This window comes from Limnohabitans sp. Rim8, assembly GCF_945901735.1.
Taxonomy (GTDB): Bacteria; Pseudomonadota; Gammaproteobacteria; order Burkholderiales; family Burkholderiaceae_C; genus Limnohabitans_A.
Window position 1 is genome coordinate 89,063 of the sequence record NZ_CAMDLM010000005.1, and the last position, 17,097, is coordinate 106,159.

At 63.2% G+C, this 17,097-nt stretch carries 18 protein-coding genes; 7 read left to right on the top strand and 11 right to left on the bottom strand.

Annotation, left to right across the window (positions count from 1 at the left end):
• Window positions 1-69 precede the first annotated feature (69 nt).
• Window positions 70-1,668 (bottom strand): ABC transporter substrate-binding protein, encoded by a 1,599-nt coding sequence (locus tag Q0O99_RS04050; RefSeq protein WP_293748803.1) that lies wholly within the window; start codon window positions 1,666-1,668, stop codon window positions 70-72.
• A 90-nt stretch (window positions 1,669-1,758) separates the two neighbouring features.
• Window positions 1,759-1,977 (bottom strand): hypothetical protein, encoded by a 219-nt coding sequence (locus Q0O99_RS04055; RefSeq protein WP_293748805.1) that lies wholly within the window; start codon window positions 1,975-1,977, stop codon window positions 1,759-1,761.
• Between Q0O99_RS04055 and Q0O99_RS04060 the strand changes: the two genes are divergently transcribed.
• The gene (locus Q0O99_RS04060) at window positions 1,976-2,503 is read left to right on the top strand and encodes a heme-binding protein (protein ID WP_293748807.1); all 528 of its coding nucleotides are present in this window, start codon (window positions 1,976-1,978) and stop codon (window positions 2,501-2,503) included. The genes Q0O99_RS04055 and Q0O99_RS04060 overlap by 2 nt on opposite strands.
• 87 nt (window positions 2,504-2,590) lie before the next feature.
• Window positions 2,591-2,947, top strand: a complete 357-nt coding sequence (locus tag Q0O99_RS04065; protein ID WP_293748809.1) for an HNH endonuclease signature motif containing protein — start codon at window positions 2,591-2,593, stop codon at window positions 2,945-2,947.
• Window positions 2,948-2,953: 6 nt separating this feature from the next.
• On the opposite strand, the gene Q0O99_RS04070 is transcribed toward Q0O99_RS04065, so the two are convergent.
• From Q0O99_RS04070 to Q0O99_RS04085, 4 genes are all read right to left on the bottom strand, one after another.
• Window positions 2,954-3,529: a pyridoxamine 5'-phosphate oxidase family protein gene (locus tag Q0O99_RS04070; protein ID WP_293748811.1), complete on the bottom strand. Its 576-nt coding sequence runs from the start codon at window positions 3,527-3,529 to the stop codon at window positions 2,954-2,956.
• 53 nt (window positions 3,530-3,582) lie between these two features.
• Window positions 3,583-4,452, bottom strand: a complete 870-nt coding sequence (cho, locus tag Q0O99_RS04075) for an excinuclease Cho (RefSeq protein WP_293748813.1) — start codon at window positions 4,450-4,452, stop codon at window positions 3,583-3,585.
• Window positions 4,453-4,626: 174 nt separating this feature from the next.
• Complete coding sequence (locus Q0O99_RS04080) at window positions 4,627-5,442, bottom strand: fumarylacetoacetate hydrolase family protein (protein ID WP_293748816.1); 816 nt, start codon at window positions 5,440-5,442, stop codon at window positions 4,627-4,629.
• A 61-nt stretch (window positions 5,443-5,503) separates the two neighbouring features.
• Window positions 5,504-6,397 (bottom strand): MBL fold metallo-hydrolase, encoded by an 894-nt coding sequence (locus tag Q0O99_RS04085; RefSeq protein WP_293748819.1) that lies wholly within the window; start codon window positions 6,395-6,397, stop codon window positions 5,504-5,506.
• 96 nt (window positions 6,398-6,493) lie between these two features.
• On the opposite strand from Q0O99_RS04085, the gene Q0O99_RS04090 reads away from it, so the two are divergent.
• Both Q0O99_RS04090 and Q0O99_RS04095 read left to right on the top strand, forming a co-directional pair.
• Window positions 6,494-7,174: a transglutaminase family protein gene (locus Q0O99_RS04090; protein WP_293748821.1), complete on the top strand. Its 681-nt coding sequence runs from the start codon at window positions 6,494-6,496 to the stop codon at window positions 7,172-7,174.
• A complete protein-coding gene (locus Q0O99_RS04095; RefSeq protein ID WP_293748824.1) occupies window positions 7,171-7,545 on the top strand; it encodes a hypothetical protein in 375 nt (124 codons plus the stop codon). The genes Q0O99_RS04090 and Q0O99_RS04095 overlap by 4 nt, the downstream gene beginning before the upstream one ends.
• Before the next feature lie 16 nt (window positions 7,546-7,561).
• Here Q0O99_RS04095 and Q0O99_RS04100 read toward each other — a convergent pair whose 3' ends face one another.
• The gene (locus tag Q0O99_RS04100) at window positions 7,562-8,767 is read right to left on the bottom strand and encodes a C45 family peptidase (protein WP_293748827.1); all 1,206 of its coding nucleotides are present in this window, start codon (window positions 8,765-8,767) and stop codon (window positions 7,562-7,564) included.
• A gap of 150 nt (window positions 8,768-8,917) precedes the next feature.
• Between Q0O99_RS04100 and Q0O99_RS04105 the strand changes: the two genes are divergently transcribed.
• On the top strand, window positions 8,918-10,420 hold the full coding sequence (locus Q0O99_RS04105) for a M81 family metallopeptidase (protein ID WP_293748830.1): 1,503 nt from the start codon (window positions 8,918-8,920) through the stop codon (window positions 10,418-10,420).
• Window positions 10,421-10,527: 107 nt separating this feature from the next.
• On the opposite strand, the gene Q0O99_RS04110 is transcribed toward Q0O99_RS04105, so the two are convergent.
• Window positions 10,528-11,190, bottom strand: coding sequence for a GntR family transcriptional regulator (locus Q0O99_RS04110; RefSeq protein ID WP_293748832.1), 663 nt, complete (start codon window positions 11,188-11,190; stop codon window positions 10,528-10,530).
• Between the two features lie 115 nt (window positions 11,191-11,305).
• Between Q0O99_RS04110 and Q0O99_RS04115 the strand changes: the two genes are divergently transcribed.
• On the top strand, window positions 11,306-12,274 hold the full coding sequence (locus Q0O99_RS04115) for a 4-hydroxythreonine-4-phosphate dehydrogenase PdxA (protein WP_293748834.1): 969 nt from the start codon (window positions 11,306-11,308) through the stop codon (window positions 12,272-12,274).
• Window positions 12,271-13,230 carry a tripartite tricarboxylate transporter substrate binding protein gene (locus tag Q0O99_RS04120; RefSeq protein WP_293748836.1) on the top strand — a complete coding sequence of 320 codons (960 nt, stop codon included), beginning with the start codon at window positions 12,271-12,273 and terminating at the stop codon, window positions 13,228-13,230. Before Q0O99_RS04115 ends, Q0O99_RS04120 begins: the two co-directional genes overlap by 4 nt.
• Here Q0O99_RS04120 and Q0O99_RS04125 read toward each other — a convergent pair.
• Genes Q0O99_RS04125 through Q0O99_RS04135 form a run of 3 tightly spaced genes read right to left on the bottom strand, consistent with a single transcriptional unit; the run spans window position 13,217 to window position 17,081 of the window.
• A complete protein-coding gene (locus Q0O99_RS04125) occupies window positions 13,217-14,890 on the bottom strand; it encodes an FAD-dependent oxidoreductase (protein ID WP_293748839.1) in 1,674 nt (557 codons plus the stop codon). The two genes, Q0O99_RS04120 and Q0O99_RS04125, sit on opposite strands and share 14 nt — an antisense overlap.
• Window positions 14,887-16,083, bottom strand: a complete 1,197-nt coding sequence (locus Q0O99_RS04130; protein ID WP_293748841.1) for an FAD-dependent monooxygenase — start codon at window positions 16,081-16,083, stop codon at window positions 14,887-14,889. The genes Q0O99_RS04125 and Q0O99_RS04130 overlap by 4 nt, the downstream gene beginning before the upstream one ends.
• Window positions 16,080-17,081 carry a tripartite tricarboxylate transporter substrate binding protein gene (locus Q0O99_RS04135; RefSeq protein WP_293748843.1) on the bottom strand — a complete coding sequence of 334 codons (1,002 nt, stop codon included), beginning with the start codon at window positions 17,079-17,081 and terminating at the stop codon, window positions 16,080-16,082. Before Q0O99_RS04135 ends, Q0O99_RS04130 begins: the two co-directional genes overlap by 4 nt.
• Window positions 17,082-17,097 lie beyond the last annotated feature (16 nt).

The window sequence follows — 17,097 nt, forward strand, 5'->3', positions numbered from 1 at the left end:
AGCGCGCCAAGCCACAACCTCAGAAACCCGCAAGCAGCAGGTTTGCAAAGTGCGCGGCCCATAACGGGGTCACTTCTTGAACTTGACCCACTTGAACAGCATGAAACCGTCTGCACGCTGGTAAGCATCGACATTGGATTTGGCACCCCAGGTGACCATCTGCTGGTGCAAGGGGATGTGGCCGACATCGTTGGCATGCAGGGTCAGCGCCTCCTTGATCAGCCGGTTGCGCTGCGCCTCGTTGGTCTCGACCTGGATGCGGTTGGTGAGGTCATCGAGCTGCGGGTTGCTATAGGCACCGAAGTTCCACTGGCCCTGTGCGCCCGCCGGGGAGGCCAGCACGGTGAACAGCAGGTGGTGCGCGTCGAAGCCGGCCGGTGACCAGCCCAGCATGAAAAACGACAGCTCGCGCTTGAGCGCACGAGGGAAGTAAGTCGCTTTGGGCTCGGCCTGCAGCCGTACCTTCACATTGACGCGTGCCAGGTTCGCGGCGACCGCCTGGCAAATTTCACTGTCATTCGCATAGCGATCGTTGGGGCATTGCATCGTGATTTCGAATCCTGCAGGGTAGCCCGCATCGGCCAACAGCTTGCGAGCCGCATCCAGGTCAAAAGGCAAGCGCTTTTCCATGTCGGGTGAAAAGCCGCGAATACCGTCGTTGATCATGCCGCCCGTGGGCCGGGCCAGGCCGCGCATGACTTTGTTGGCAATGGTGTCGATGTCGATGGCCTGATAAAAAGCCATGCGCACCCGCACATCCTTGAAGGGATTTTTCCCTTTCACGCTGCTGCCCACCAGTTCATCGCGGTGCTGATCGAAGCCCAGAAAAATGATGCGCGCTTCGGCGGACTGCAACACGGTCAAGCCCTGTCGCTCCTTGACGCGCTGAAAATCTTGCAGGGGTACCGGATCAATCAAGTCCACTTCCCCTGAGACCAGCGCCGCGACGCGCGTGCCGTCGTTGGCAATCGGCATGAACGACACCTCGTCGATGTTGGTTTCGTGCTGTCCCCACCAGCTGGCATTGCGAACGATGACGGTGCGCACGCCGGGCTGGCGCTCTTTCAAGGTGAAGGGGCCCGTGCCGTTGGCCTTGAACGTGGCGGCGTTCTCCACACCTTTGCGCCGGTCGACCGGTCGGGTGGCGTTGTTGGTCTCGGCCCATTTCTTGTTCAGGATCAGGATGTTGGAGATCACATCCGGCAAGATGGGGTTGGGTCGCGAGGTCTCAATCTCGATCTGGTAGGGCCCCGTTTTGCGCACTTCCTTGACCGTGGCCAATTGCGAGCGCACATCCGAGCCCTCGCCCCGCGCGCGGTCCAGGGAGAACACCACATCGTCGGCACCAAAGGCGGCACCATCGTGAAAGACCACCCCTTGGCGCAAGTCAAATTGCCACACCGTCGGCGACTTGAGCCGCCAGGCTGTGGCCAGCGACGGCCCCAAGCGCAGCTGCTTGTCGCGGGTGACCAGCGATTCGAAAACGTTATTCAGGAAAGACAACTGGACCGCCTCATTGAGCGAGTGCGGGTCGAGCGACAGCACGTCGCCTTGGTTGGCCACCTTTAAAACCAGCGGCTGAGATGGGCTTTGGCTGTAGGCCGCTGGGGCCAGGCTGAGCCCAGCGAAAAGCGCAATGGCGATGGCGCGTACGAAGCGGTTTTTCATGTCTTAAGTCCCGAAAAAGTGTACGGTGATGAACTGTTGGCAAATGCTAACAGAGGCTCATTTTTCATGCGCCACACCTTGGCTTGTCTTTCAGGCCATCACCGCTAGGCAGCCGCACCGGGTCTGGCGTGATGGCGCACACAGATGCCTTAAAAAGCGGCTTGCGTGCGGTAAAAGACCGATGCTGCTACGATGAATCTGCTTCAATGCACCCACCCCAACACTGACTTTTTCCATGATGCGCTGGCTTTTTTCCTTATTCCCATCCCTCTTTTCATCCGTCTTGTTCCTTTTTTGTGGAGCCGCCATGGCCGTTGAAGAACCGCGCTACACCGTGCTCGTTTCAGACCCGCCATTTGAGGTGCGGCGCTACGCCGGCTTCACGGTGGCGCAAACGCAAATCAGTGGCGACTTCGACGCCGCCAGCAGCAGCGGCTTTCGGCGCATCGCGTCTTATATTTTTGGCGACAACCTGCAAGCCGGGCTGGGCGCACAGCGCAAGATTTCGATGACCGCGCCTGTCACCGTGGTGCCCGAAGATCAAGGTTGGCGCGTGCATTTTGTGATGCCTTCCGCCGAAAGCGTGCAGTCCCTGCCCCAGCCGCTCAACCCGCAAATCCAGCTGCGCACCGTGCCCGAGCACGAGGTGGTGGCGGTGCGCTTTAGCGGCTTCACCACGCAAGCGAGCATGCATGAGCAAACCGAGCGGCTGCGGGCCTGGGCGCAGGCTCGCCAACTCAAGCTCAGCCCCACAGCCCAAATCGCCCGCTACGACGACCCGTTCACCTTGCCGTGGAATCGCCGCAACGAGATCTTGATTGACCTGATGCCCTGAAAGCGACTGGGATCAATCGCCCGGTGCGGCCTGCGCCGCAGGCGGTCTGTTGTAGCCTTGAGCGATGGTCAACACAGTCTTGCAACCGTGACAGGGCGCATTCGCAAAAAACTCATTCAAGCCCAGCTTGAAGCCTTGCCCGCACCGCGCAGTGGCGACGTGCTGTGCCCCCTGTGTGACCGCCCCATTCCGCCCAGCCAGCAAGACGCGCACCATCTGGTGCCCAAGTCACACGGGGGCGCGCACACCGTGGTACTGCACCGCATTTGCCACCGCCAGATCCATGCGCTGTTCACCGAGACCGAATTGGCCCGCACCTATGCCACGCTCGAAGCCCTGAAACAACCCGAAGAGATGGCCCGTTTCATCCGTTGGGTGCAAACCAAGCCCGATGCGTTTTTTGAAAAAAGCCGCAAGAGTCAGCGGCTCAAAACTCGGCGCTGAAAGCATTCAGGGCGTGAGCCAATCCCAGGTGTTGGCGGCGAGCTGTGCCCGGCGATGCCCGTCGCGCGACAGCTCCAGCCAATCCATCTGAAGCACCTGCGCACGCAGCAAGGCAAAGCTGTGCGTTGGCGCGGGCACCTTGGCCTTGGCTGCATCGGCCATGCCACTGCCTGGTGGCAACACCGCACCCGGCGGCAGTGGCGACAAATAATCGCCTGCGGCGGCCGACTGCTGGACCCCTTGCCACAGAGCCTCGACCTCTGGGCCAGACGTGATGACCAAGCAGGCCACGCGCACCCGCAATTGCCAGCTCAAACGCGCACTCCAAAACACCAGCACCGCTGAGGCTTGAGCCTGCAGTTGGGCCACTTTGGGGCTGCGGCTGTCGGTGTAAAAAGTCAGTTGCCCAGCCTGGGCATCCACTTGGCGCAGCACCACGGTGCGGGCATCGGGCAAACCGTCTGCGTCGGCAGAGGCGAGCACCGGCGTGCGCCATTCGTGGTGCCGGTCCAAACTGGCACGGCCCAGCTCTTTCCAAATTTGCGGGCGAATTTCTTTGGGCGTTTGCAGGTGGATTTTCATAACTTTTGAGCTTGACGAAGTCATCTACCGAATGGGCTGATTGCAGTGCGGACTCACAACAACACAATGTCCACACTTTGCGTGAGCACCGGGCGGCACAAAATCTTGTAGCCGTCGGCATCAAAATGGGCGGCCACCTGGCTGGCTGACTGGCTCAGTTCGCGGGCCGATTCGGGGGTGGGGGCGCTGCCCAAATAACACCAGTGCTTCACCACGTGAATTTGCGTGAAATCGGCATCGCGCTCGACCAAACCCACCGCGCCCGGGTAGGGCCAGCATTCGACACGCAGCGCCAGCAGGCTGCTGAACAAGCGCTCGCGGTGCGCTTCGGGGGGTTCGTCTCCCCGACACACGCCCGCGCATTGGCGGATGGCCGCCCGAAAACAGGCTTTGCCAGGGCGTAATTTTTCCAGGCCCAGCGGTCCGTGACACAGCTTGTTCTGGTCAGCGATGGCGCGCAGGGCGGCCAGTGCCGCATGGCGGCTGGCGTACAAGCCATACAGCTCGGGCTGTCTTGCAAAGTCGATGTCACGGGCATAGACCACTTGCGGCACTTCGCCCGTCAGTTGCAGGCTGCACAGCTGCTGGTTGCGGCGCAGTTTTTGGTTGAACAAGGGGTGCTGGGCCTTGATCATTTGCGCCTCCAGCAGCAACGCGCCAATCTCGCCCGCCGTGCGGATGTGGCTGATGCGCTGGGTTTGGCGCAGCATGCGGGCCTCGTCGGGCGTGCGCAGGTGTGACATCAATCGCGCGCGGATGTTGATGCTTTTGCCGATGTAGAGCGGCAAGTCGCCTTCTTGGCCGTGGAAGATGTAAACACCCGCCCCGGTGGGTGCGTCTTCGATGGCTTGGCGCAGGTGCTGGGGGTATTCGTAGACCCGGCTGTCTTCAAAGTCGTCTCGGCGGCGGCGTGGCAAGGGCATGGTGGGTGAAGGGTGGATCAGGATCGAAGCTGGAAAATACTGTTTATATTTACAGTATACTGGCCTCGTCATGCTTCTTGCAATTGCCTGACATTTTTGTTGATTTACGCCCCGGACTTTGCGGCCCGGGGCGTTTTTTTGCCCCTGCCTTGTGGCACGCCTTGTGCTCCGCCATCAACGCATGTGGGCGCTCAGGCTGCCCAGGGGTGCAGAAAACTCGGCGCGCCAGTGCTCGCCCACTTGCAGCGGCCAGGCGTCGGTCCAGGTGCCGGTGGTGACCACATCGCCCGCTTGCAGGTCCACCGCGCCGGGGCATTGGCGCAGTTCTTTCAAAAAGTGGTGTAAGGCGTTGAGCGGGCTGTCGAGCACGTTGGTGCCCACGCCCTGCTCCACCGCTTGGCCGTTTTTGAACAGCGTGACGCGGGCCTGCGCCAGCAGGGTGTGCAGGGCCTGTGCATCGGCGGCCAGTTGCTGAACAGGCAGGCTTTGGCCCACCAACAGGCGGGCGTGCAAGCCGCTGTCGGCCATGGTGTCGGTGGCGGTGAACTTCCAGTCCAGGCCGTGCGACTGCACGACTTCAAAACCTGGTGCGATCCAGTCGATGGCTTCAAACAGCTGCTGCATGCTGGCGTTGGCCGCTGGCGTGGCCTTCATGCCGAAGACAACTTCGGGCTCCAGCCGGGGCTGACAGGTATGAGCCAGGTCGATGCTGCCTTCGGCAGTCCCCGATGCGACGGGCTCGGCAACGCTGAGGCCTGTATCCCAGACCGTGCCCCACATGGGGCCAAACACCTCGTAGCGCTGCCACAGCGTGCGGTTGGTAAAACCAATCTTGTAGCCTTTGGCCACTTCGCCACGCTGCTGGCGCAACTGGCGCACGGCCAAGGCTTTTTGATAGGCCGCCGCCGTGTCGGGGCCGCCCACCACGCCGGGGGGCTGGTCCCACAAACGGGCTTGGTCGTGGTGCTGCAAGAGTTGTTCGGGGGTCATGTGTTGTCTCCTGTTCGGGTGTGGGGTAAGGGCGTTGCAAAAAAATCAAAGCACCAGTCCATCAAACAGCCAAAAAGCGGCCATCGTCCAGCGTCTGGATTTGCCCCTGGGTCTGCAGCTCGGCCAGGTGCATGCCGATGGTGTTGCGCTCGGCGCAGGGCACAAAGGGCACATCGTAGCCTGTGGGGTACAGCAGGCGGCGGCTGACCAGCTCTTGAAGGCTGTGCGGGGTCTGCAGGTAGCCCAGCAGTTGCGCGCTGCGCTCATCGATCTTGCTGGCAAAGCGCGCCAAATCGGCCAGAAACTGCGCCCGGTCGGTGATCACCGCCTTGTGGTGCGAGGTGGCCCAGATGCGGGCGTCCAGCTCGGCCACCTTCTTCAGGGTGCGGCGAAAGTCGCTCAGGCTGGAGGTGGCGTCGCCGTAATAGGGGCCAAAGCCGCTCAGGTCGATGTCGCCAATGAAGGCCAAGCCTTCACTTTCCACCACCAGGGCGCAGTGGCCTGCCGTGTGGCCCGGCAGGTGGTGCGCCCGCACGCGCACGCCGCCGCCCAAGTCCCACAGCGCGCCATCGCTGTAGCCGGTGGCGTCGGGCCGGGGCTGGTAATGGAAATCCTTTTGCACGATGGCGTGCATGGCGTCCAACACGTCGGCGGGGTAACCGTAGTGTTGGCACAGGCCATCCCACGATTGGGCGGCGGCCAGATCGGCCTCGTGCACCTGAACCGGGGCGTGGGGCAGGCGGTGCAGCCCCGCCATGTGGTCCTCGTGCACATGGCCCAGGATGACCAGGTCGACCGTGTCCAGCTCGGGGCCGATGCGGTTGGCCACCTCGGGCGTGTCAAAGGCCACGCGCATGTCGGCCCCTTGCACGATCAGCTGATTCCCGTCGGGGTATTTGCCCGATTTTTCGCCCAGGTGCACACGCACCGCTCCGAAATTCAACACCGACGCCATGAGGGCCTTTCCTGAATTGCGCCCCGTCCAGGGCACGACAAGCCACTATAGCCAGCGTGACAGCTCGGCGCTGGCACACGCGCTACAGTGATCCGCATGACCGACGACCTGCCCTCCCCCGCCACGCTGGCCGCCACGGCCTTGATCGACAGCGACCACCCTGATGTGATTGCCTTGGCGCGCCAGCACGCGCAAGGCGCCACCGACCGCGAACGCGCTGTGTCGCTGTACCTGGCGGTGCGCGACCAGTTCCGCTATGACCCCTACCGCATCGAGCTGTCCACCGAAGGCATGCGGGCCAGCTCGGTGATGGCCCAAGGCTCGGGCTGGTGCGTGCCCAAAGCGGCCTTGATGGCGGCGGCTTGCCGCGCCGCCGGTCTGCACGCCCGCCTAGGTTACGCCGATGTGCGCAACCACCTGAGCACCGAGCGCTTGCGCCAGACCATGCAGACCGATGTGTTCATCTGGCACGGCTATGCCGACATTTGGCTGGACGGCCAATGGGTCAAAGCCACGCCCGCCTTCAACATCGAGCTGTGCGACAAGTTCGGCCTGTTGCCGCTGGAGTTTGATGGTCGCAACGACTCGATCTACCACCCCTTTGACAAGGCGGGCAACCGGCACATGGAGTACGTGAACCAGCGCGGCACCTTTGACGACATGCCGCTGGCCCAGATCGTGGCCGATTTCCAAACCGTCTACAGCGGCTGGATGGCCGAAAAAGCCCCCTTGAAGGCTGCCAACTTCGAGCAGGATGTGGCAAGAGAAACGCGATGACGCAGCGCGCACTGGTTTTGTTGGACTCGATTGCGCTGGTCAACGCCAGCCATGCGGACACAGTGATCGTGTCGGGCTCGCACGGGGGCTTGTCGGCCTCGCATTTTGTGACCGCACAAACCCACAAACCTTTTGCAGTGGCCTTCAACGACGCCGGTGGCGGCAAGGACGATGCTGGCCGCGTGGCGCTGCATGAATTGCAGGCGGTGGGTGTGCTGGCGATTTTGTATGCGCACACCTCGGCCCGCATTGGCGAGGCGCAAGACGGGCTGGACAACGGCGTGGTCAACGGCCTGAACGCGCTGGCCCTGGCGCAAGGCCTGCAGCTGGGCATGTGCGTGTCAGACGCGGTGCGGCACTTGGGCGCCTGAGCGCCCAGCAGCTCCCTCAGGCAGGCAGTGCCGCCCTGGCCAGAGGCACCGATTCAAACGCCACGCGCGAGGGCACGTCGCAGGCCACCCACATGGCCGGGGGCTGGGTGTGCATGACGATGCCGGCCACGCTTTCGACCCGGCTTTCAGGCGGCACGCTGGGGTCGGGGCTGCGGCAGATGGACAAAAAGCCATCCGATTCGTCGCGCAAAAAGTGTTCCAAATCAGCCTGACCGATGGGGGTTTTCAAAGCGTGTTGCCCGGCGGTGCTCAGGCGGTTGTGGCTTGACAAACCCGGGCCCATGGGGGCTTGTTCGGCCAACAGCGATTCACACACGAAATGGTTGGTGTGCACCACCACGCCGTCGGTGGGCGTGACTTCGGCCCAGCCTGCGGGTGAGACTTCAAAACAGGCGACCTGGCCCTTGGCGTCGGCGCAGGGCACGTTGGAAGCGGCACCAAAACCCAGCCCCAAATCTGACTGCAAAGCCTGCAAACGCTCACGGGCATGCGCCACGGAATCGCAATCGAGCAAATGCCGCAGCAGCACATGCACTGGCACGCCCAGGCGGCTGCCGTCGCGGTGGGAGCGCAGGATGTTCAGGCCCAGCGCAAAGCCCGACTGGTTGATGCCGATCTTGGCCAGCATGCCGGCCTCGGTCAGGGTGGTGATGCTTTGGCCGCTGGGGCCTTGGGTGTGCAGCAGCACCAGGGCTTCGCGCTGGCGGCCCATCCAGTCCCAGTTTTGCGCAAGCCAGGCTTGGCCCGTGCGGCTGGCGGCGGCGGTCACGCCCATGGCGGTACATTCGCCGTCTTTCAAAGCGCCGTCCCAGGGCGCATCGGCCAACCAGTCGGGCAGGCCTGCGGCGCGGTTGGCGGCCATGGCGGCCAATGCGGCTTCTTTCTGGTGTGGGGCGTCCGTCAAAAACGTGGGCGGCAAGATTTCGGTGCGGCAGTTCAGCGCCATCAGGCTGCCCAGGCTTTGGCCACTGCCTTGGGCCATGCCGCGCAACTCGGCCATCAGGTCGGCGTCAACCTGCTCGATCACCGGCTCAAAGCGCATGGCGCGCTCACAGGCGTTGGCCCAGTCGATGCCGCAAGCGGCAAACAACCGTGCGTAGGTGATGACGCTGTGCTGGATGCGGTCTTGGGCCTGGCGGCCATAGATTTGGCCGCGCTCGTGGGCCGATTCCGCGCTGAGTGTGTCGATGCAAGGGAACATGCCTCATCTCCTTAAGGGCGTTCAGTCTTGATCCCGCGAGACTGGCTGTCAATCCGGACAAACGCACATCCTTGACCACGCTGGCACCTCGGTGACTGTGCCCTGCCAGCGCACGGGGCGATCATGGGCGTCTGTTGAACTGGAGGCCCTATGCGTTTGCTGATCGCGATGATGATGCACGAGACCAACACCTTCTCGCCGGTGCCCACCGACTTGCAGCGCTTTGCGCTGGGGCCAGGTGAAGCGCCACCGCGAGGCGAGGCGGCCATTGCAGCGTTTCGCGGCACGGGCACGGCCACCGGGGCGTTCATTGATTTGGCCGAGCAGGCGGGGGCCGAGTTCGAGCTGGCCCTGGGTGCGCACGCCGCGCCCAGCGGGCTGGTGTTTGACCAGGCCTATGAGGCCATGAGCCAAGCGATTTTGCAGGCCGTGGCGCGGGGCGGTTTTGACGGCATCTTGCTGGACCTGCATGGCGCCATGGTGAGCCAGAGCCACGAGGACGGCGAAGGCGAGTTGCTGCGCCGCATCCGCGCCCTCGACCCCCTCACCCCCATCGGTGTGGCTTACGACATGCACGCCAACGTCTACGCCGACATGGTCGAGCTGGCGCAAACCGTGGCGGGTTACCAGACCTACCCGCATGTGGACATGTACGGCACCGGCGTGCGGGCGGGATCGGCCTTGCTCAAGCTGCTGCAGGGCCAGGCGCAGCCCACCACGGCCTGGGGGCGCTTGCCGATGATCCCGCACATCATGCGGCAAAGTTCCCTGGACGAGCCCAACCGTTCCATCCAAGCGCGCGCCCAGCAAATGGAGAAAGAAGGTGCTTTGTGCGCCAGCGTGTTCACCGGTTTTCCGCATGCCGACATCGAAAACGCGGGCCTTTCGGTGGTGGTGGTGACCGACAACGACCCAGCGCTGGCCCAGCGTCTGCGCGACGAGCTGATGCAAATGGCCTGGGACAGCCGGGCGCAGTGGGTGTACGAACTGGAACCGCTGGCCGCGTCGGTGGCCCGCGCCAAAACGCTGACCGACTTTCCAGTGATGCTGCTGGACCATTACGACAACGCCGCTTCGGGCGGCACCATGGACACCACCGCCGTGCTGGCCGAGGTGTTGCGCCAAGGCTTGCACAACGTGGCGGTGTTTGCGATTTTTGACCCGCAAGCGGTACAAGAAGCCATTGCAGCGGGCATCGGCGCGCAGGTGCGATTGCAAGTGGGCGGCAAGATGGCCATGCCGCTCATGCCGCACCACAGCGCCCCCATCGAGTTGTCGGGGGTGGTCAAGCTGATCTCGAACGGCAAATACCGCAACAAAGGCCCGATGAGCCAGGGCGCCCGGCAGAACATGGGCCAAGCGGTGGTGATCGACACGGGCGATGTGGAGGTGGCGCTGATCTCGCGGCATGTCGAGCCCTTTGACGTGAACGCCCTGCTGTGCCTGGGCATGGACCCAACGCAAAAGCGTTTTGTGGTGCTCAAAAGCCGGGTGCACTGGCGCGCAGGCCTGGGCCACCTGGCCGGTGCCACGGTGGAATGCGCAGGAGCCGGGGCCTGCACATCGGACTACAGCGAGCTGCAGTTCAAAAATTTGCGGCGACCGATTTACCCACTGGACGCGGGGGTGGACTGGTCAAAGGCCGCGCAGTAAGCGCCAGGCAGCCCCCCGCAAAGGTTTTTTTTGGCGCAAAGGCGTGATCCGTCTTGCGCGGAAGTCATGGGCCAACGCGGGACAAGCCCAGTTTGCCGCAAATGGTCTCAGTTCACCACATCCTGGATGCGCGGCCAGGTGTTGCGGATGTGCTCGCCCATGATGCGCGAGAGGGCCTGCCCGTCGCGGGCGGCCAGGGCCACCATCATCTGCTCATGCTCGGACATGGCCGCAGTCCAGTTTTCCGGAGTGGAATTGCCGCTGTAGCGCAGGCTGCGCATGCGTTTGCTCAGCGTGGCGTGAGTCATGCTCAAGGTGTCGTTGTCGGCCAGCGCAATCAGGGCTTCGTGGATGCGCTGGTTGAGCGCGAAATACGCCAGCCTCTGCCGGGCTTCAAACAACCGCTTCATCTCTTGGTGCATCTCCAGGATCGCGTCGATCCGGGCTGGGTCGGCCTGACATGCCCGCTCGCCCGCATAGGTCTCCACCAGAGCGATCACCTCCAGCATGTCGCGCGCATCCTTGGCCGAAAAAGCCTTCACGATGGCGCCGCGCAAAGGCAAAAGCTCCACCAGGCCTTCGGCCGTCAAGACCTTGATCGCCTCGCGCACCGGTGTGCGAGACACGCCCAACAATTGGGCCACCTCCAGTTCCTGGATGCGTTCACCCGGCCGCAGGCGCAAGGACACGATCATGTCGCGCAATCGGTGGGTGACTTCTTCGTGGAGCGGGACGCGCTCAATCTGGCTGGAGGGGTCTTGTGAGGGCATGGGGTGGAAGTATGGGGGAAAACCAGAGCTTGACCGGGTTCATCCGCCAACTTAGCATTATCCGTAATTACGGATTACGCGCATCCGCCAGTGCCCCTCACCCACATATCCATCCATGACACTCCCCACCTTGGCCCTGTTCACGGGCGACCCTGCAGGCATCGGCCCTGAGCTGGTCGAAAAAATGCTGCAAAACCCCTCGTGGACAACGCACGCTCGGGTGATCCTGATCGGCCAAAAGGGCGTGATTCAGGCCCCCCCCGAAGTGGTCTGGCACGACTGGTCTGGCGCCAATGCCTCTATTTTTGAACGCGGTGTGGCCAACGCCCACAATGGCCGCTACATGATCCAGGCCTTGGCCGCCGGGGTGGACCTGGTGACCTCAGGCCAAGCCGATGCCTTTTGCTTTGCCCCGCTGAACAAGTCAGCCCTGCGCCAAGGCGGCATGACACAAGAAGACGAACTGCGCTGGTTTGCCGAACACATGCACTTCACCGGCGTGTGCGGCGAGCTCAATGTGCTGAAAAACCTCTGGACCGCGCGCGTCACCTCGCATGTTCCCCTGAGCGAAGTCTCCAGCTTGCTCAGCCCTGAGAAAGTGGCAGACGCCATCCGCATGATTTCGCAGGCCCTGCAGGCCTCTGGCGTCGCCAGTCCGCGCATCGCGGTCTGTGGACTCAATCCGCACAACGGCGACAACGGCAACTACGGCGACGAGGAAGGCCGCATCATCACGCCGGGTGTGCAGCAAGCTGCTGCCCTGGGTTTTGCCGCCGACGGCCCCTTCCCAGCGGACACCACCTTTGTGCGTGCCATCCGTTCGCCAGGCGGTTACGACGGTGTGGTGACCATGTACCACGACCAAGGCCAGATCGCCATGAAACTGATGGGGTTTGAGCAGGGCGTGACGGTGCACGGCGGCCTGCCCTGCCCCATCACCACCCCGGCCCATGGCACGGCGTACGACATTTCAGGTCAGGGTGTGGCCAATCCCCAAGCCATGATCAACGCTTTTGAATTGGCCGCCCGCATGGCCACCTCACACCGTCAAAACCTCACCAGCCCCCAGGAGACCTTGTCATGAAGTTGAAGAAAATTTTGATCACCGCCCTGCTTGCCGCCCCGTTGCTGGGCCTGGCGCAAAGCTACCCCAACAAGCCGGTGCGCATCATGGTGGGGGCCAACGCAGGCGGCGGCACCGACATCATTGCCCGGATGCTGGCCGAAAAAATGGGCGAGGCCTTCAAGGGCTCGTTTGTGGTCGATAACAAACCCGGTGCCTCCAACACCATTGCCGCCGACCTGACGGCCAAAGCCCCAGCCGACGGCCACACCTTGCTGGTCGCCACCAACACCGGCCAGGCCATTGCTCCGCATCTGATCAAACTCAGCTTTGACCCGATCAAGGACCTGACTCCTGTGGGCCTGATCGTCACGGTGCCCAACGTGCTGGTGGTGGGGGCCAACGTGCCTGCCAACAACGTGGCCGAATTGGTCTCTTTGATGAAAGCCAAGCCCAACGAGTTCAAATACGCGTCGTCCGGCGTGGGCAGCACCCAGCACATTGCGGGCGAGGGCTTCAACCTGGCCGCTGGCGTCAAGAGCATCCATGTGCCCTACCGGGGCAGCAGCCAGGCGCACCTGGACATCATCGGGGGCAACGTGCAGATCATGTTCGACACCACCTCGTCGGCCATGGGCCAGATCAAGGCCGGCAAATTCAAGCCCTTGGCCCTGACCACCGCCACCCGCAGCAGCGAGTTGCCCCAAGTGCCCACGCTGGCCGAGGCCGGCGTGAGCGGCTTCGAGATGAGCACCTGGTACGGCATGTTCGTGACCAGCGGCACCCCACCCGAAGTGACGCAGCGCCTGCAAACCGAGCTCGCCAAAATCCTGAAAATGCCCGACATCCAGACCAAACTCAAAGGCCTGGGTGGCGAGCCGGGCAGCATCTCGCCCGAGCAATTTGCGCAATTGAACCGTCAGGAATTCACGCGCTTTGGCGATCTGATCAAGAAGGCCAACATCAAGCTGGAGTAAGGCCGACTCGGCCACACAAAGTGGCCACCAAGGCTTGGGCTGACGCGTCATCCAGCCCATGCCCACGCCACACGGTGTGGGCGTCAGCCCGCACCATGAGCAAGGGGTGCTGGTATTCGGCCGGCAAGTCGTTCAGGCCCGACACGTCCAGCACCCGCAGCGGCATGCCCTGGTGTTCGGCCGCGGATTGCAGGGCCTCCAGTGCGTCGTCATGCCCCGGCTTCAGGCAAAGCAAGGTGTAAGCGGGCCCCAAGGCGTCGTACAGCGACTGGCCTTCACCCAGCCAGAAATGCGGTGCACGGCAACCGGGCACGGTGGACGCCGTGAAACTGCCCATGCTGTACTCGGGCGCTTGGTCGCCGTCGTACACCATGACGGGCGACTGGTCGTAGTAGTAGCCAAAGTTCAGGCCCGCGCAGCAGTATTGCTGCACGTTCAGGTCGTATAAATTTTGACCAAAGGCCTCGCGAGCGGCTTGCCCCTCTGGGCTGTCGTCTTCCAGATTCAAAGGAATCTCGCGCCGACGCTGGCTCATGGCGTGCGCGTGGTTCATGGCAAAGCGCGAGACCTGCTCGGTGATCGGGTGGCGTTCTTTTGCGTAGGCCGACAAGGCTTCGGGCGCGGCCCAGCCTTCGATTTGCGCCGACAGGTGCCAAGCCAAGTTGGCCGCATCGGCCAGCCCCGCGTTCATGCCATAACCGGCGTAAGGCACCCACAGGTGCGCGGCGTCTCCGGCCAAAAACACGCGGCCTTCGCGCAGTTTGTCACTCACCAGGCGGCGGCCAATCCAGTCTTCGCGGCTCATCTGTTCGTACTCGAAGTCTTCGCCCACGCCCAAAATGGTGCGGATGGCCCAGTCGCGGTCCACCGCGTCAAAGTCGGCTTCGTGGTCGCGCAGGTAGTTGTGGATCAACCAGACCTCTTGGCCGTCGATGGCGTAGATGTTGCCGCTGCGCCGGGGGTTGACAGTGAACATGGCCCAGGCCGCCGGGGCCTGCAGGCGCGCCATCAAGCCAGGCGCGCGGATGCAGGTGCTTTGCACCCGCTGCACCACCTCGTCGCCCACCAGTTGGGCCCCAATGGCTTTGCGCACCGCCGAGCGGCCGCCGTCGCAGCCCACCAGGTAGGCCGCTTGCAGCTGCAGCGGTGGCGCATCGGGCGTGTCCAGGTTTTGAATGCGCACGCCCACCTGGCTGTCGGTTTGCGCGAAGTCGAGCACTTGGTGCCGGTACAGCATGGTGATCAAAGCTTGCTTTTGCACATGCCCCGCCAAAATCGGCTCGATGTAGCGCTGGTTGATGCGGTGCGGTGGCTCGGGCGTGGGCCAATCGCCGTCGGGGCCGGAATGGTCGGTCAGGCGGGTGCTGCGCCCGGGAATGTGGATGCGGGCAATTTCTTGCCCCACGGTGCTGGTGCGGTAAGACACGTCGTGCGGATAGTCATCGGGCAAGCCTGCGGCACGCAGGTCTTGGGCCACGCCCAAGGCGCGAAACAGCTCCATGCTGCGGGCCGAGATGTGGTTGCACTTGACATCGGGCAGCGCGCCCGCAGGCCGCATCTCGACCAAGGTGCAGGCGATGCCACGGCGCGCCAGGCAAAGCGCCAGGCTCATGCCCACCGGCCCTGCGCCCACTACCAACACAGGCGTGTCCAGGCTCATAGCGGCACTTTCAAGGGGTCGTATTCAAACAGCCAGTCATAGCGGCGGCGCACTTTTTCGGGCGCCCACTCGCTGCTGACATAGTCCACCGCTTTGGCGGGGTCCGACAGCTGGGGGTTGTGAAAGCGCTGGGCATTGTCACGCGACAGGTTGACGATGTCGGCGGTGCGCTGCCAGCGCAGTTTTTCAAAGCGGGCCAAGGCGTGCTCGGTCGGTTCATCCAAGGCCAGGCAGCGCGCCATGACGGCGGCGTCTTCGATGGCCATGTTGGCCCCCTGCGCCAAAAACGGCAAGGTGGGGTGCGCGGCGTCTCCCAGCAGGCAGATGTTTCCCAGCGCCCAGCCGGTTTGCGGGGCACGGCCGAGCAGGGCCCATTTGAAAGGCTGCTCAATGGCCGACATCAGCTCGCACACATCGGCATGCCAGTGGCCAAAGTCTTGCAGCAGCTCGGCGTGGGTACCGCGCTCGGTCCAGGACTCGCTGCGCCAGCCTTCACGCTCGATGATGCCCACCACGTTCATCAAGGCCCCGCCACGCACCGGGTACGTGATGACGTGCGCGCCCGGGCCGACCCAATTGGTGCCAACCTGCGCCCGAAGGTGTTCAGACACGCGCTCCACAGGCACCAGCCCGCGCCAGGCCAGCAAGCCGGTGAATTGCGCTTTGTCTTCGCCCAGCAACTGCTCGCGCAGCACCGAATGCACACCGTCGGCCCCCAGCAAAGCATGGGCGCTGTGCTGCGAGCCATCGTTCAATTCAAAAGACACGCCCGAGTCAGTGCTGCGGGCCTTGACCACCCGCGCGTTCAAGCGCACGGGGCGGTCCGCCCGGGCCTCGAAAGCGTCTAGCAAGACCCGGTGCAAGTCGCCCCGGTGCACCATCCAATAAGGCGCACCAAAACGCACCAGGCAATCGTCGCCCAGGTCAAACAACTTCCAGCGCTGGCCGGTGTCCCACATGCGGATTTCTTTGCCCCGGGCCTGGCACACACAGGCCTGCAAAGCCTCACCCAAACCCAGCGACAGCAAGACGCTTGAGCCGTTGGGCGAGATTTGCAAGCCCGCGCCCAGCTCACCCAGCTGCGCGGCTTGCTCGAACACATCGACCTTGAAGCCTTGCTGCAGCAAGGCCAGTGCGGTGGTCAATCCGGCAATGCCCGCCCCGGCGATGGCGATGCGCTGAGGTGTGCTCATTGCGCCTTGATGTTGTTGTCTTTGGCGACCTGGGTCCACAAGGGGATTTCTGTGGCAATGGTTTTGGCGAAGTCTGCACTGCTGCTGCCCACGGGACGGATGTCCAGCTTGGCCATGCGCTCGACCACGTCCGGCAAGGCCATGATGCGGGCCATCTCTTCTTGCAAGCGCTTGACGATGGGCGCAGGCGTGCCCGCCGGGGCCAGCAAACCGCTCCAGAAATTCACCGCCAAATCGATGCCCTGCTCTTTGAGCGTAGGCACTTGCGGGTAGCTGGCCAGGCGTTGCTCGGACGTGACGGCCAAAGCGCGCAACTTGCCGGACTTGACCAGCGCGGCGATGGGGCCCGAGTCAATCAAGGTCATTTGCACTTCTTGCGTCAGCACCGCGTTGATGGAGGGCGCGCTGCCCTGGTAGGGCACATTCAGGGCTTTCAGACCCGACTTGGCCTTGACCAGCTCCATCACCAACTGGAAGGAGGCCGAGGGGTAGGAATAGTTCGTTTTGTCCGCGTTGGCTTTGGACAAGGCGACCAACTCGTTGAAGGTTCTGGCTGGCGAGGCTTCGTTGACGGCCAGGATCATGGGGAAAGAACCTGCCAGAGAAATAGGCACCAGATCGGTGATCGGGTTATAGGACAGCTTGGCCACCAGTGCCGGATTGAACACGATGGGGCCACTGGCGGCCATGAGCAGGGTGTAGCCATCGGGCGCGGCTTTGACCACAAATTCGGTGCCCACGGCGGCACCCGCGCCGGGTTTGTTCTCGACCAACACCGGCTGGCCCAAAACAGGGGCCAACTTTTCTGCGACCACGCGCGCCAAAATGTCGTTGGCACCACCGGGTGCATAAGGCACCACGATGCGCACAGGCTTGTTGGGCCAGGCCGCTTGTGCCCAAGACAGGGCCGGGGCCAAAGTGGCCCAAGATGCGGCCAACGACAAGGCGGCGGTGGCCACCAGCTTGCGGCGTGCGGGGGATGTGAGGCGGGTGGTCATGGTTTGTCTCCTGTTT

Bases quoted from the DNA above. Each gene is read 5' to 3' on its own strand.
- Q0O99_RS04050 (WP_293748803.1), bottom strand. From the start codon at position 1,668: ATGAAAAACCGCTTCGTACGCGCCATCGCCATTGCGCTTTTCGCTGGG.
- Q0O99_RS04060 (WP_293748807.1), top strand. From the start codon at position 1,976: ATGGCCGTTGAAGAACCGCGCTACACCGTGCTCGTTTCAGACCCGCCA.
- Q0O99_RS04055 (WP_293748805.1), bottom strand. From the start codon at position 1,977: ATGGCGGCTCCACAAAAAAGGAACAAGACGGATGAAAAGAGGGATGGG.
- Q0O99_RS04070 (WP_293748811.1), bottom strand. From the start codon at position 3,529: ATGAAAATCCACCTGCAAACGCCCAAAGAAATTCGCCCGCAAATTTGG.
- cho (WP_293748813.1), bottom strand. From the start codon at position 4,452: ATGCCCTTGCCACGCCGCCGCCGAGACGACTTTGAAGACAGCCGGGTC.
- Q0O99_RS04080 (WP_293748816.1), bottom strand. From the start codon at position 5,442: ATGACCCCCGAACAACTCTTGCAGCACCACGACCAAGCCCGTTTGTGG.
- Q0O99_RS04085 (WP_293748819.1), bottom strand. From the start codon at position 6,397: ATGGCGTCGGTGTTGAATTTCGGAGCGGTGCGTGTGCACCTGGGCGAA.
- Q0O99_RS04090 (WP_293748821.1), top strand. From the start codon at position 6,494: ATGACCGACGACCTGCCCTCCCCCGCCACGCTGGCCGCCACGGCCTTG.
- Q0O99_RS04095 (WP_293748824.1), top strand. From the start codon at position 7,171: ATGACGCAGCGCGCACTGGTTTTGTTGGACTCGATTGCGCTGGTCAAC.
- Q0O99_RS04100 (WP_293748827.1), bottom strand. From the start codon at position 8,767: ATGTTCCCTTGCATCGACACACTCAGCGCGGAATCGGCCCACGAGCGC.
- Q0O99_RS04105 (WP_293748830.1), top strand. From the start codon at position 8,918: ATGCGTTTGCTGATCGCGATGATGATGCACGAGACCAACACCTTCTCG.
- Q0O99_RS04110 (WP_293748832.1), bottom strand. From the start codon at position 11,190: ATGCCCTCACAAGACCCCTCCAGCCAGATTGAGCGCGTCCCGCTCCAC.
- Q0O99_RS04115 (WP_293748834.1), top strand. From the start codon at position 11,306: ATGACACTCCCCACCTTGGCCCTGTTCACGGGCGACCCTGCAGGCATC.
- Q0O99_RS04120 (WP_293748836.1), top strand. From the start codon at position 12,271: ATGAAGTTGAAGAAAATTTTGATCACCGCCCTGCTTGCCGCCCCGTTG.
- Q0O99_RS04125 (WP_293748839.1), bottom strand. From the start codon at position 14,890: ATGAGCCTGGACACGCCTGTGTTGGTAGTGGGCGCAGGGCCGGTGGGC.
- Q0O99_RS04130 (WP_293748841.1), bottom strand. From the start codon at position 16,083: ATGAGCACACCTCAGCGCATCGCCATCGCCGGGGCGGGCATTGCCGGA.
- Q0O99_RS04135 (WP_293748843.1), bottom strand. From the start codon at position 17,081: ATGACCACCCGCCTCACATCCCCCGCACGCCGCAAGCTGGTGGCCACC.